Annotated in this window: 17 protein-coding genes and 3 tRNA genes; 6 read left to right on the top strand and 14 right to left on the bottom strand. The window is 68.3% G+C overall.

Features of this window, described 5'->3' with window-relative positions; genetic code table 11:
* The 7 genes from rplJ to ACRDPN_RS16465 all read right to left on the bottom strand — a co-directional run.
* On the bottom strand, positions 1-432 hold a 432-nt coding region (gene rplJ / locus ACRDPN_RS16435; RefSeq protein ID WP_431449764.1), incomplete at its 3' end, for a 50S ribosomal protein L10.
* A gap of 322 nt (positions 433-754) precedes the next feature.
* Positions 755-1,576, bottom strand: coding sequence for a hypothetical protein (locus tag ACRDPN_RS16440; RefSeq protein WP_431449765.1), 822 nt, complete (start codon positions 1,574-1,576; stop codon positions 755-757).
* A gap of 58 nt (positions 1,577-1,634) precedes the next feature.
* On the bottom strand, positions 1,635-2,351 hold the full coding sequence (rplA, locus tag ACRDPN_RS16445) for a 50S ribosomal protein L1 (RefSeq protein WP_431449766.1): 717 nt from the start codon (positions 2,349-2,351) through the stop codon (positions 1,635-1,637).
* Positions 2,352-2,432: 81 nt separating this feature from the next.
* Positions 2,433-2,864 carry a 50S ribosomal protein L11 gene (gene rplK / locus ACRDPN_RS16450; protein ID WP_431449767.1) on the bottom strand — a complete coding sequence of 144 codons (432 nt, stop codon included), beginning with the start codon at positions 2,862-2,864 and terminating at the stop codon, positions 2,433-2,435.
* Between the two features lie 31 nt (positions 2,865-2,895).
* Positions 2,896-3,828, bottom strand: a complete 933-nt coding sequence (nusG, locus tag ACRDPN_RS16455; protein ID WP_431449768.1) for a transcription termination/antitermination protein NusG — start codon at positions 3,826-3,828, stop codon at positions 2,896-2,898.
* 17 nt (positions 3,829-3,845) lie between these two features.
* Positions 3,846-4,064 carry a preprotein translocase subunit SecE gene (gene secE / locus ACRDPN_RS16460; RefSeq protein WP_431449769.1) on the bottom strand — a complete coding sequence of 73 codons (219 nt, stop codon included), beginning with the start codon at positions 4,062-4,064 and terminating at the stop codon, positions 3,846-3,848.
* 55 nt (positions 4,065-4,119) lie between these two features.
* Positions 4,120-4,192 (bottom strand) — tRNA-Trp (locus ACRDPN_RS16465).
* Between the two features lie 146 nt (positions 4,193-4,338).
* On the opposite strand from ACRDPN_RS16465, the gene ACRDPN_RS16470 reads away from it, so the two are divergent.
* The 4 genes from ACRDPN_RS16470 to ACRDPN_RS16485 are packed head-to-tail and all read left to right on the top strand — an operon-like array spanning position 4,339 to position 7,490.
* Positions 4,339-5,721 carry an NAD-dependent malic enzyme gene (locus ACRDPN_RS16470; protein WP_431449770.1) on the top strand — a complete coding sequence of 461 codons (1,383 nt, stop codon included), beginning with the start codon at positions 4,339-4,341 and terminating at the stop codon, positions 5,719-5,721.
* Positions 5,718-6,752, top strand: coding sequence for an adenosine deaminase (locus ACRDPN_RS16475; protein ID WP_431449771.1), 1,035 nt, complete (start codon positions 5,718-5,720; stop codon positions 6,750-6,752). Before ACRDPN_RS16470 ends, ACRDPN_RS16475 begins: the two co-directional genes overlap by 4 nt.
* Positions 6,749-7,066: a DUF4190 domain-containing protein gene (locus ACRDPN_RS16480; RefSeq protein WP_431449772.1), complete on the top strand. Its 318-nt coding sequence runs from the start codon at positions 6,749-6,751 to the stop codon at positions 7,064-7,066. The genes ACRDPN_RS16475 and ACRDPN_RS16480 overlap by 4 nt, the downstream gene beginning before the upstream one ends.
* Positions 7,067-7,091: 25 nt before the next feature.
* Positions 7,092-7,490, top strand: coding sequence for a hypothetical protein (locus tag ACRDPN_RS16485; RefSeq protein WP_431449773.1), 399 nt, complete (start codon positions 7,092-7,094; stop codon positions 7,488-7,490).
* A 4-nt stretch (positions 7,491-7,494) separates the two neighbouring features.
* Here the strand turns inward: ACRDPN_RS16485 and ACRDPN_RS16490 are convergent, their stop codons facing one another.
* From ACRDPN_RS16490 to ACRDPN_RS16515, 6 genes are all read right to left on the bottom strand, one after another.
* On the bottom strand, positions 7,495-8,514 hold the full coding sequence (locus ACRDPN_RS16490; RefSeq protein WP_431449774.1) for a UDP-N-acetylmuramate dehydrogenase: 1,020 nt from the start codon (positions 8,512-8,514) through the stop codon (positions 7,495-7,497).
* An 87-nt stretch (positions 8,515-8,601) separates the two neighbouring features.
* Complete coding sequence (rpmG, locus tag ACRDPN_RS16495) at positions 8,602-8,772, bottom strand: 50S ribosomal protein L33 (RefSeq protein WP_431449775.1); 171 nt, start codon at positions 8,770-8,772, stop codon at positions 8,602-8,604.
* A gap of 36 nt (positions 8,773-8,808) precedes the next feature.
* Positions 8,809-8,885: transfer RNA gene (locus ACRDPN_RS16500), tRNA-Met, on the bottom strand.
* A 28-nt stretch (positions 8,886-8,913) separates the two neighbouring features.
* Positions 8,914-8,986 (bottom strand) — tRNA-Thr (locus ACRDPN_RS16505).
* Positions 8,987-9,034: 48 nt separating this feature from the next.
* Entirely contained in the window at positions 9,035-9,499 is a 465-nt protein-coding gene (locus ACRDPN_RS16510; RefSeq protein WP_431449776.1) for a methyltransferase family protein, read from the bottom strand.
* A gap of 18 nt (positions 9,500-9,517) precedes the next feature.
* Complete coding sequence (locus tag ACRDPN_RS16515) at positions 9,518-10,546, bottom strand: quinone-dependent dihydroorotate dehydrogenase (RefSeq protein ID WP_431449777.1); 1,029 nt, start codon at positions 10,544-10,546, stop codon at positions 9,518-9,520.
* Between the two features lie 38 nt (positions 10,547-10,584).
* Here ACRDPN_RS16515 and ACRDPN_RS16520 point away from each other — a divergent pair, with 38 nt between their 5' ends.
* Positions 10,585-11,685, top strand: a complete 1,101-nt coding sequence (locus ACRDPN_RS16520; RefSeq protein WP_431449778.1) for a calcium:proton antiporter — start codon at positions 10,585-10,587, stop codon at positions 11,683-11,685.
* A gap of 44 nt (positions 11,686-11,729) precedes the next feature.
* The gene (locus ACRDPN_RS16525; protein WP_431449779.1) at positions 11,730-12,344 is read left to right on the top strand and encodes a hypothetical protein; all 615 of its coding nucleotides are present in this window, start codon (positions 11,730-11,732) and stop codon (positions 12,342-12,344) included.
* Here ACRDPN_RS16525 and ACRDPN_RS16530 read toward each other — a convergent pair.
* On the bottom strand, positions 12,337-12,630 hold a 294-nt coding region (locus ACRDPN_RS16530), incomplete at its 5' end, for a hypothetical protein (RefSeq protein WP_431449780.1). The two genes, ACRDPN_RS16525 and ACRDPN_RS16530, sit on opposite strands and share 8 nt — an antisense overlap.

Consider the following 12,630-nt stretch of genomic DNA (forward strand, 5'->3'; position numbering starts at 1 on the left):
GAGGCTCGCCTTCATGCCACCCGCGAGCTTGGTGAGGAGCACCTCACGCGACTCGAGGTCGGCCAGCTTCTGGATCTCGCCGGGCTCGAGGACCTTCCCGTCGAGGAAGCCCCCCTTGATGATGAGCGGCGAGTTGGCCTTCGCGAAGTCACGCAGACCTTTGGCCGCCTCGACGACGTCGCCGGTGATGAAGGCGATGGCGGTCGGACCGACGAGGAGCTTCTCGTCGAGCTCGACCCCGGCCTCCTTGGCGGCGATCTTGGTCAGCGTGTTCTTGGCGATGGAGTAGCTTGCGCTCCCACCGAGCGAGCGCCGCAGTTCCTGCAGCTGCTTGACGGTGAGACCGCGGTAGTCGGTGAGGACGGCGCCGTTCGACTCGCGGAAGCTCTCGGTGAGCTCCGCAACGGCGGCTGCCTTTTCCGGGCTTGCCATGGGTCTCCTTGTGGTACGGGATGTGGAAACTGGGTGATGCAGCCTGGGCCCGGATGGCTGTCCCATGAGAAACGCCCCGGCGCAGGGCACGGGGCGGGGTCATCTTCGGTGTTCGTCGCGATGACGCTTCGTGTTCCTGCGCGGGCCGCCCTGACGGGCTCTTCGGGTTCCCCGTGGGGATCCGACCAGCGGTCTTCGGCGTCGCCCAGTCTAGGCGACGACGTTCCTCACGGCCAAATCCGTGGTCTCGGTACACCGGGCGTCTTCGGCGCGCACACTCGACCTGGCCCGCCGTTCGCTCGCGGAGCTCGCTCAGGCGGCCTCAGGACGGCGCGGGTGACGCGCCACCGAGCTGGCTCAGGAAGTCCTTGTCGGTGATCTCGGCCTTGTCCGGCTTGGTGATGGAGACCTTCTCACCCCACTTGGAGTAGTCGATCTTCATCTCGCCGCCGCCTGCTCCGGCGGCCGCAGGCAGCTGGCTGAGCACGCGGCGCGGGAGGTTGTCGGGGCCGATGTACATCGTGTACTCCAGCGTCTTGGGCATACCGGGCGGCGCTTCGGCGGCACCGGACATCTTGGAGGTGTCGATCACGACGACGTACGGCTGCGCGTCCACCCCGTCCAGCGAGACGGTCTTGCCCTTCTTCTCGAAGCTGGTCACCGCGCCCTCGAACTGCTTGAGCTGCTGGGCGGGGTCGAGGTTGCTGACGATCTCGGAGTACTGCTTGCCGATCGGGTTGTCTTTGTCGGTGAGGTCGATCTCGGCGAACTTGTTGTCGGTCATCGGGCCGAAGTTGAGGTAGAAGATCTGATCGACCAGACGCATCTCGAGCGAGCCCATGCCGGCCTGGCCGGTGTTCATCGTCATGGCCATCGCGGAATCGGCCATGGTCTCGCCGGTCTGGATATCTCCATCGGCCTCGAGCTTCTGGCCGGCGACGTCGACCGCCATCTTGATGTGGCTGCTCCCGGCTTCGGTCTGGGCCTGGGTGATCTCGTCCAGGAAGTTGGACCGGGTGAGCGCGGTGCCGCTCTCCTCGCCGACTCCTCCAGACGATCCGTCGTCGCTGCAGGCGGAGAGACTGCCTCCCGCAACCAGGACGAGTGCAGTGGCGGTGATCAGATTCTTGAGGCGTACGCGCATGCGGCGAGCATAGGTGACCCCGCCAATTCCCGAGAACTGCGCTCCCGTCATCCGTGGGTCAGTTGTCGTCGTCGGCGGCGAAGCTCTTGGTGCGGCTCGTGTCGACCGGGACGCCAGGGCCCTGAGTGGTCGAGATGGTGACCTTTTTGACGTAGCGACCCTTCGAGCTGGCCGGCTTGAGGCGGAGGATCTCCTCGAGCGCCGCACCGTAGTTCTCGGCCAGCTGCTCGGCCGAGAACGACGCCTTGCCGATGACGAAGTGCAGGTTGGCGTGGCGATCGATGCGGAACTCGATCTTGCCGCCCTTGATGTCGGAGACGGCCTTGGCGACGTCGGTGGTGACGGTGCCCGTCTTGGGGTTCGGCATCAGGTTGCGCGGACCGAGCACGCGACCGAGCCGGCCGACCTTGCCCATCATGTCGGGGGTCGCGACGACGGCGTCGAAGTCGAGCCATCCCTCGTTGATCTTGTCGACGAGTTCGTCGGCGCCCACGTGGTCGGCGCCTGCCTCACGGGCGGCGTCGGCGTTCGCGCCGGTGGCGAAGACCAGGACCCGGGACGTCTTGCCGGTGCCGTGGGGCAGGTTGACGGTGCCGCGCACCATCTGGTCGGCCTTGCGCGGGTCGACGCCGAGCCGGACGGAGACGTCGACGGTGGAGTCGTACGACTTGCTGCCGGACTCCTTGGCCAGCGTGGTGGCCTGGAGCGGGGTGTAGACGGAGTCCTTGTCGATCTTGTCGGCGACCGCGCGGTACGCCTTGCTGTGCTGTGTCATGACTGGTTCCTTCTGTTGGTTGTTGCACCAGGTGTGGTCGGACGGGCCCAGCTGGCCCTGCCACGTGTTGCGAGGTCGCGTTCAGTCAGTGGTGACGCCCATGGAGCGGGCGGTGCCCTCGACGATCTTCATGGCCTGCTCGACGTCGTTGGCGTTGAGGTCTGGCAGCTTGGTCGTGGCGATCTCGCGGACCTGGTCCTTGGTGATCGACCCGACCTTGTCGGTGTGCGGCGTGCCGGAGCCCTTCTTCAGGCCGGCGGCCTTCTTGATGAGCTCGGCGGCCGGCGGCGTCTTCGTGATGAAGGCGAAGGAGCGATCTTCGAAGATCGTGATCTCGACCGGCACGACGTTGCCGCGCATGGACTCGGTCTCGGCGTTGTACGCCTTGCAGAACTCCATGATGTTGACGCCGTGCGGGCCGAGCGCGGTGCCCACCGGGGGCGCCGGGTTGGCCATGCCGGCCTGCAGCTGCACCTTGACGACGGCTGCGACTTTCTTGCTCTTGGGAGGCATGTGTTCAGGGTCCTTGTTTCGTTGGGTTGGGTCAGACCTTCTGGATCTGGGTGAAGCTGAGCTCGACCGGGGTCTCGCGGCCGAAGATCTCGACGAGGGCCTTGACCCTCTGGGCGTCGACGTTGATCTCGGTGATGGTCGCGTGAAGCGTGGCGAACGGGCCGTCGACGACCATGACGGAGTCGCCGGCGACGAAGTCGGCGAACTCGACCTTGGGGGCCTTCGCCTGCTGCCCCTCCGCCGACCCAGCGGTTTCAGTCGCGGCCGCCGCGACCTCCGCCTCAACGGCCGGAGCGAGCATCGTCTCGACCTCGTCCAGGCTCAAGGGCACCGGCTGGTGGGAGTTGCCCACGAACCCGGTGACCGACGGGGTGTGGCGGACGACGCCCCAGGACTCGTCGGTGAGGTCCATGCGCACGAGCACGTAGCCGGGCAGCACGGTGCGCTTGACCAGCTTGCGCTGGCCGTTCTTGATCTCGGCGACCTCCTCCGTGGGCACGACGACCTCGAAGATGAAGTCCTCGGCGTTGAGGGAGGTGATGCGGTTCTCGAGGTTCGCCTTGACCCGCTTCTCCATGCCGGAGTACGTGTGCACGACGTACCAGTCGCCGATCTGGCTGTGCAGCAGCTCGCGGAACTCGGCCAGGGCGTCCGCCGCCGCAGGCGATTCCTGGTCCGTGTCGGGCTCGGCGGGCACCGGGGACTCGACCGACTCGTCCGGTGCGTCCTCCGCCGGGGCGTCCCCGAGCGGACCTTCTTCGGCCGGATCGGTGATCGGGTCGTCGGCGGGCGCATCTTCAGCCGGAACCTCGGTGTCGACCGACTCGGTGTCTGCCGGCTCGGGCGCCGCGACGTCCTCGGGGGCCGCAGCCTCGTCGGACGCGTCGTCCTCGACGACCGGGGCGTCGGCAGTGCTCTCGACGTCTGGGACATCGAGACGGTTCTCGTTGGTTCCTTGGCTCACGGTGATTCCTCAGGTCCTCACGCGAAGATCGCGAACATTGCGCGGCCGAGCCCGTAGTCGAGGCCGGCGACGAACGCCATCATGAACATCACGAACACCAGCACGACGAAGAAGTAGTTGACCACCATCGGTCGGGTCGGCCAGACCACCTTGCGGAGCTCGGCGACCACCTGACGGTAGAACGTGATCGGCGACGTGCGCCCGGTCGTGCCGGACAGCTCGTGACGTTCGCTCACGCTGAATCCCTTCCACTTGTCGGTCTGATTCGCACGGCACTCTGTCCGTGCTTCGCACGGCACGAGGGACTTGAACCCCCAACCTTCGGTTTTGGAGACCGATGCTCTGCCAGTTGAGCTAGTGCCGTACGTCGATCCCCGTGCCTGCCGCCGACCCAGTGTGAGGGCATGACGAACTAGCCTGAGAATCGCCGGTCAGGCAAGTGTACGGGGTCGAGGAGGCGCGAGTCGAACCGACTGGTGTGCATGCCCAGCCATGCACTAGAACCGAGACATGGCCTCCGCACCGAGCATCTCCTACTCCATCACGATCCGTCTCCAGATCGCGCCGGGCGGAACCGCGGTCAGCCTGCTGACCTCGACCGTCGAGGACGCCGGCGGGATCGTCACGGCGCTCGACGTCTCGCCGTCAGGAGCGGGCCTGCGCATCGACCTCACCTGCGCCACGTCCGGCACCGATCACGCTGACCGGGTGGTCGCCGCCCTGGAGGAGATCCAGGACGTCGACGTCCACAAGGTCTCCGACCGCACCTTCCTGATGCACCTCGGCGGTGTGATCGAGACACACGCGAAGCACCCGCTGCGCAACCGTGACGACCTGTCGATGATCTACACGCCCGGCGTGGCCCGCATCTCTCAGGCGATCGTCGCCGATCGGGAGGACGCACGGCGGCTGACGATCAAGCGCAACAGCGTCGCCGTGGTCAGTGACGGCTCCGCCGTGCTGGGCCTCGGCAACATCGGCCCGCACGCCGCGCTGCCGGTCATGGAGGGCAAGTCGGCGCTGTTCAAGAGCTTCGCCGACATCGACGCCTGGCCGTTGTGCCTCGACACCCAGGACGTCGACCAGATCGTCGAGACGGTCGCCGCGATCTCGCCCGGATTCGCCGGGATCAACCTCGAGGACATCTCGGCCCCGCGCTGCTTCGAGATCGAGGCGCGGCTGCGCGAGCGGCTCGACATCCCGGTGTTCCACGACGACCAGCACGGCACGGCGATCGTCGTGCTCGCCGCGCTGCGCAACGCGCTGCGTGTCGTCGACAAGCGGATCGAGGACGTCCGCGTCGTCATGGCGGGAGCGGGTGCCGCCGGCACGGCGATCCTCCGTCTGCTCGTCGAGGCCGGCCTGAGCGACGTCGTGGTCTGTGACGTCGCCGGAGTCGTGCACGCCCAACGCGGCGACACCGATGAGTCTTTGCGCTGGATCGCGGACAACACCAACCGCGGTGGCTTGACCGGCACGCTGAAGGACGTCCTGCCCGGGGCCGACGTCTTCGTCGGCGTGAGCGCACCCGACCTCATCGGCGCCGACGACGTCGCAGCGATGGCCGAAGGTGCGATCGTGTTCGCACTCGCCAATCCCGATCCCGAGATCGACCCGTCGGTGGCGCGACAGCACGCCACGGTCGTGGCGACTGGACGCTCGGACCACCCGAACCAGATCAACAACGTGCTCGCCTTCCCCGGCATCTTCCGCGGGCTCCTCGACGCGCAGAGCCACGGGATCAACAGCGCCGTGCTGCTCGCGGCGGCGGACGCGATCGCGTCGACCGTGCACGACGACGAGCTCGGCCCGCACTACATCGTGCCGAGTGTCTTCCATCCCGACGTCCACACGCGGGTGGCTTCGGCCGTCCGCGAAGCCGCCCGCACTTGAAATCCATCGCGCACCTGCCGAAGGCGCACTTGCATCTGCACTTCACCGGGTCGATGCGACACACGACGCTGCTCGAGCTCGCCGATCGAGACGGTCACCCCCTGCCGGCGGCGCTCGTCGAGGACTGGCCGCCCCAGCTCGTCGCCACCGACGAGAAGGGCTGGTTCCGGTTCCAGCGGCTCTACGACGTCGCCCGTTCGGTGCTGCGCACCGAGGACGACGTGCGCCGGCTCGTGCGCGAGGCCGCCGAGGACGATGCCGCCGACGGAAGCGTGTGGACCGAGATCCAGGTCGACCCGTCCGGGTACGCGGCCAGGTTCGGCGGCATCACGACCTTCACCGATCTCGTGCTCGATGCCGTCCATGACGCGGCGGAGCGGGCGGGAATCGGCATGGGGGTGGTGATCGCGGCCAACCGCACCCGGCACCCGCTCGACGCGCGCACCCTCGCACGTCTCGCCGGTCAGTACGCGGGCCGAGGCGTGATCGGCTTCGGGCTCTCCAACGACGAGCGCCGCGGCGACACGCACGAGTTCGCTCCGGCCTTCGCGATCGCCGAGCGCGCGGGCCTCCTCCTTGTGCCGCACGGCGGTGAGCTGCGCGGCGCGCCTCACGTCGCCCAGTGCCTCGACCACCTCCGTCCGCACCGGCTCGGGCACGGCGTGCGCTCGGGCGAGGATCCCGATGTGCTGGCGCGGGTGGTCGACGCAGGAGTGGCGCTCGAGGTGTGTCCGACCTCGAACGTCGCGCTCGGCGTCTACAGCACGTTCGACGAGGTCCCCGTTCGTGAGCTCGTGCGGGCCGGCGCCGACGTGGCGCTGGGCGCGGACGATCCCCTGCTGTTCGGTTCGCGCCTCGCCGGTCAATACGCCGTGCTGCGCGCTGCGCAGGAGCTCACCGACGTGGAGCTGGCGACGCTCGCACGGATGTCGCTGCAGCGGTCGTGCGCCCCCAAGGACATCCGCGACCGTGGCCTCTCAGGCATCGACGCCTGGTTGAGTGTGCCTGACGAGGAAAGGCTGAACTCGTGACGCAGCCTGCCCACGTCGCACCTCCCGACCATCCGCGGGCGACCGCGGCGTTCGTGGTGGGGCTCGTGTCGGTGATCGGGGCGGCGCTGGTCGTACCGACCGCTCTGGGTCCGGTGGCGTGCTACCTGGGCATCACGGCCCGACGCGCCATCGAGTGTGAGCCGAACCGCTGGAGCGGACACAGCCGGGCCACGGCAGGCATGGTGCTCGGCATCGTCTCGACCGTCCTGCTCGCGCTGCTCGCGCTGACCGCCTTGGTGCTCGCGGGACTGTTCGCGCTGTCGTTGCACCTCGACACGGGCTACGGCAACTGACATCTCGGCGTGGGACTCTTGACCCATGACGACCGAGAACCCCCCGCCGTACGAACCGTCCGAACCGTCGGAACCGACCGATGGCGCCGGTGTGCCGCCCACCGAACCACAGGGCGCATGGGTCCAGGTGCCACCTAGGCACCCCCAGGCCACGACCGTGCTCGTCCTCGGGATCCTCGGCATCGTCGCGTGCGGCGTCCTCGCACCGATCGCCTGGTACCTGGGATCGAAGGCGATGACCGAGATCAATGCGAACCCCGCCGCCTACAGCGGTCAGAGCGAGGTAAGCACCGGCCGCATCCTCGGCATCGTGGGCACGGGCCTGCTCGCCCTCGCAGTGATCCTCCTGATGGTTGGCCTGGTGGTGCTGCTGATCGGCGCAGCCGCATCGGGTGGCTTCCACTCCGGGTCACCGGGGTACTGATTCCTCAGAGCTCACAGCCCACGAGTACCGGCTCGGGCACCAGCGTGACGCCGAACGCGGCGCGCACGCCGTCCCTCACTTCGCGGGCGAGATCGAGCAGCTCCTCGGTCGTCGCGCCGCCGCGGTTGGTGAGCGCGAGCGTGTGCTTGGTCGACAGGGACACCCGGTCCGAACCATGGCCACGCGTGAACCCCGCCTTCTCGATCAGCCAGGCGGCGCTGGTCTTGACCGAGCCGTCTGGTTGGGCGAAGCGAGGCGCCTCCGGGGGCAGCGCCGCGGCCTCGGCGGCCGGGAGGATCGGGTTGGTGAAGAAGGAACCTGCGCTCCAGGTGTCGTGGTCGTTCGCGTCGAGGACCATGCCCTTGCCACGTCGCAGCGCCAGCACGGCGTCGCGCACGCGGGCGGCGGGCGCCCGCTCACCGACCTCGACACCCAGTGTCCGGGCCAGCTCGGCGTAGGCGATCGGGGCGCCGAGGTCCCCCAAGGCCAGCTGGAATGTCACGGAGAGCACTACGAAGCGGTGCGGCTCGACCTTGAAACGGCTGCTGCGGTACGTGAACCCGCAGTCGGCGGCCGCGATGGTGCGGAGCTTGCGGTCGTACCGGTCGTAGACGCGCACCGAGGCGATCGTCTGCGCGACCTCCTGCCCGTACGCGCCGACGTTCTGGATCGGCGTAGCGCCGACCGACCCGGGGATGCCGGACAGTGCCTCGACGCCGACCCACTCCTCGTCCACCGCCCGGGCCACGATCGCGTCCCACGTCTCCCCCGCCTGCACGGTGACCATCGCTCCGCTGCACGAGTCGAGGTCGACGACGACGCCGCGGGTGAGAACCCGGATCACGGTGCGGTCGACGCCCTCGTCGGCCACCACCAGGTTGCTGCCACCGGCGACGAGGAGCGGCGGGTCGCCCCCCTCGTCGGCAATCCGCACGGCGTCGACCAGCACGTCCTGGGTGGCGGCCTCGATGACGGCCGGGGCCGGGCCGCCGAGGCGAAGAGTCGTCAGCTCGGCGAGGTCCATGGCCGCGAGCCTAACGAGTGGCGAGATGCCGACGGCCCCCATCCTGCGCGGTGCAGGTGGGGGCCGTGCGAATGGGTCCGGGCGCGGTCAGCGCGTCTCGCGGTGCAGCGTGTGCCGCTTGTCGCGCGGGCAGTACTTGACGATCTCGAACCGGTCGGGGTCGTTGCGACGGTTCTTCTTGGTGATGTAGTTGCGCTCTTTGCACTCGGTGCACGCCAAGGTGATCTTGGGTCGAACGTCGGAGCTCTTGCTCGCCACGGGTCTGCCTCGTTTTCGTCTGGATGGTGCTGGTCGTGGTAGCGGGGGCGGGACTCGAACCCGCGACACCACGATTATGAGCCGTGTGCTCTAACCACCTGAGCTACCCCGCCACGGGTCACGAGCCTACTCGCGTCCCAGAGCCCCTTTACGGAATCGAACCGTAGACCTTTTCCTTACCATGGAAACGCTCTACCGACTGAGCTAAAGGGGCAAGCCGACGACCAAACATACCGGCTCGTTCAGCGATCCCGAAATCGGGTCAGAGCCACCGACGGACGCGCTCACGGTAGGCCGTGTACTCACTGCCGAACACATCCGCCATGAGGCGTTCCTCGGGCTTGATCACCAGCACCGTGACGAGCACGATCGCCGGCACCAGCAGCACGAGCGGCCACCACGAGTCGATGAGAAGTGCGCCGCCCACGACGTCCAGCGCCATGCCCACGTACATCGGGTTGCGCGAGAGCTTGTATGGACCGCCTGTGACGAGCGAGGAGGCACGCCGGTAGGGGATGAACGTCGTGCGAGCCCGCTTGAACGTCAATGTCGCCCAGACGTCGAGCACCACGCCGGCCGTCAGGAGCACCGCACCGATCCAGATCGTGGCCGGACGACCGCCGAGGCGATCGTCGGTCAGGGCATGCAGCCACCAGCCCACCAGGAACGCCATGAGGAAGTACAGCGGTGGTGGGACGAAGAGCTTCCGATCGGTGTCGCTGCTCATGGGGCCATTGTGGCGTAGTCAGCGCGCCGCGCGGGCCATCCGTGAAGGCCAGGCCGGGCCGCTGTAGATGAAGCCGGTGTAGCCCTGGACGAGGTCGGCTCCGGCGGCAAGACGCTCACGAACGTCGTCAGGTGTCGTGACTCCCCCGACGCCGATGAGGGCGACCCGTCCGTCAGTTCGGGCCCGAAGACGTACGAGCACGTCGAGAGCCCTCTCGCGCAGCACAGGTCCGGACAGCCCGCCCGGTCCGGCGGCCTCGACGGTGGCGCGGTCGGTGCGCAAGGAGTCGGGCCGGTCGATCGTCGTGTTCGTGGCACTGATGCCGTCGAGACCGAGCTCGAGCGCGAGGTCGGTCAGGGCGTCGACATCTTCGTCAGCCAGGTCGGGCGCGATCTTGACGACGAGCGGGACGCGCGCGCCATTGCCGGGGGCGTCGCTGACCTCCTTGACCGCGGTCAGCAGGGGCCGCAGCTCGTCGACGGCCTGAAGGTCGCGCAGGCCGGAGGTGTTCGGGCTGGAGACGTTGACGACGAGATAGCTCGCGAACGGGGCGAGCAGCTTGGCGCTCTCGACGTAGTCGGCGACGGCCTCCTCGGGCGGCACGATCTTGGTCTTGCCGATGTTGACGCCGATCACCGCGTCGCGCCCGACGCGGGAACGCCGCAAGCGGTGCAGCCGGCTCGCGACGACGGCGGCGCCGTCATTGTTGAACCCCATGCGGTTGACGACGGCGTGGTCGTCGACCAGCCGGACGAGCCGGGGCCTGGGATTGCCGGGCTGGGGCTGCGCCGTGACGGTGCCGATCTCGACGTGGCCGAAGCCGATGCCGAGGAGACCGGGCACCGCGCGAGCGTTCTTGTCGAAGCCGGCGGCCAGGCCGAAGGCATGCGGGAACTCGATGCCCATGGCGCGTCTGGGGGCCGGTGTCACGCGGACCGCTCGGCGGGTGACCGGACCGGCTGCGCGGATCGCCGCGAAGGCCCGATCGTGCGCCTTCTCCGGATCCATCGAGGCGAACACGGAGTCGAAGAACGCCTGATAGACCACGCCCGAAGCCTATCGGCGGACTCCGTAGGGTTCGTGGCATGGGTGACGTCCTGGGCCGCCTCCGATGGACGGTGTCGATACCCTGGGCCGCCGTCGTGATGCTCGTCGCGACCTGGGGACGGAAACCCAACGGGTTCGTGCTGACGCTCGTGGCGCTGCTGCTGGCGGGCGCCGTGCTGGCAGCCGTGCACCACGCCGAGGTGGTCGCCCACCGGGTCGGCGAACCATTCGGGTCGCTCCTGCTTGCCGTCGCCGTCACGGTCATCGAGGTCGGGCTGATCGTGACACTGATGATCTCGGGCGGGAAAGACACGTCAGGACTCGCGCGCGACACCGTGTTCGCGGCGGTGATGATCAGCGTCAACGGCATAGCCGGGCTGTCATTGCTGGTCAGTGCGCTGCGCCACCGTCTCGCCGTCTTCAACCCCGAGGGAGCCGGGGCCGCCCTGGCGACCGTCATCACCCTCGCCACCATCTGCCTGGTCCTGCCGACGTTCACCACAACCCACCCGGGTCCGGAGTTCTCCGGCGGCCAGCTGACGTTCGCCGCAATCGCCTCGTTGGCGATCTACGCCTTGTTCGTGTTCACCCAGACCGTGCGACACCGCGACTTCTTCCTGCCCGTCGATCGCGACGGTGCGACTCTGGACATCGACGGCGACGGGCACGCCGATCCGCCCGAGGGCCGGGCGGCAGCTGTCAGCGGACTCCTGCTCGTCATCGCCCTCGTGGCGGTCGTTGGACTGGCGAAGGTCTCGTCCGGCGCGATCGAGGACGCCGTCAACGTGGTGGGCTTCCCGAAGGCATTCGTCGGCGTGGTCATCGCCTTGCTGGTGCTGCTGCCCGAAAGCATCGCTGCCATCCGGCAGGCTGCGGCGGAACGGGTCCAGGTCAGCCTCAACCTGGCCTACGGCTCGGCGATGGCGTCGATCGGCCTGACCATCCCGACGATCGCGGTGGCGTCGATCTGGCTCGACGGGCCCCTGTTGCTGGGTCTGGATCCGACTCAGATGGTGCTCCTCGCGACGTCGGTCGTCGTCGGCACGCTGACGGTCGTGCCCGGGCGGTCCAAGGTGCTCCAGGGCGGGCTCCATCTAATGCTGATGGCCGCGTTCGTGTTCCTGGCGATCAGTCCCTGAAACGTCGGGCCCCTGACACGTCGACATTGTGCGACCGTGGTGCTGTGGACGCAGTGCTGGGCGGCATCCTCGTAGCCGGGTTTGTCGTGTTCGGCGTGGGAGCCGTCCGCTGGCGGCTCGAGTACGAACGGCCGTTGGCTGAATCGCTGCCTCTGATCCATGCCGATCGGCGTCGGCGCGCCTGGATCCACTCCTGGATGCTGGTCGCAATGTTCATCACGACGGCCGGGGTCGGCGGGTTCGCCATGGTGCCGGATGGGCAGGCTGCCGCACTCGTGGCCGTGATGGCGGCCTTCGTCTACGCGCTCGGCGCACTTTGCATGATCGTGGGGTTGACGTTCGAGCTCACCGTCGTTCCTTGGGCCGCCGAGCGGACGGTCGCGGACGGTTCGCCGCCGGACGGGTACGCCGCCCAGCACGCCTGGTCGGGTCTGCTCTACGTCGTGCACATGGCCGCGTCCTACGTGACGTTCGGCCTGCTCGGCGCTGCGGTGCTCGCGTCGGACTCGCTGCCGCACTGGTCGGGATGGCTGGGTGTCGGTCTGGGTGTCGGGTGCCTGGCCGGGTTCGTGGCCACCCGGTTCGCCGGTCCGTTCAACCCGCCGATCCTGGCCCACACCTACACCGCCGTGCTCGGCGTCGTCCTGCTCGTCACCTGACCGGCGACCTCCGAGGCGGTCGTCGCGGCGTTCGCCTCGGAGCCCCCAGCGACGAGGAGCGCTCCCAGCTCCGCGACGACCTGAAGCCCGCAAGCTCGAGGGCGAGGAACGCCGCGACGCACTCACAGGCATCCGCGAGGACGCACGCGACGGCAAGTACGGCGATGGCATCGAGCAGCGGATCGAGCGTCGCAGCAACCATCGAGCCGCGTTCTTCGCCCTGCTTCCGGACGAGATGCAGGCCGACCTGAAGGCGGCCAAGGAGGCCTTCACGTTGCTCGGCGAG

This window comes from Aeromicrobium sp. (assembly GCF_050700635.1).
In the GTDB taxonomy this organism is placed as follows: domain Bacteria; phylum Actinomycetota; class Actinomycetes; order Propionibacteriales; family Nocardioidaceae; genus Aeromicrobium.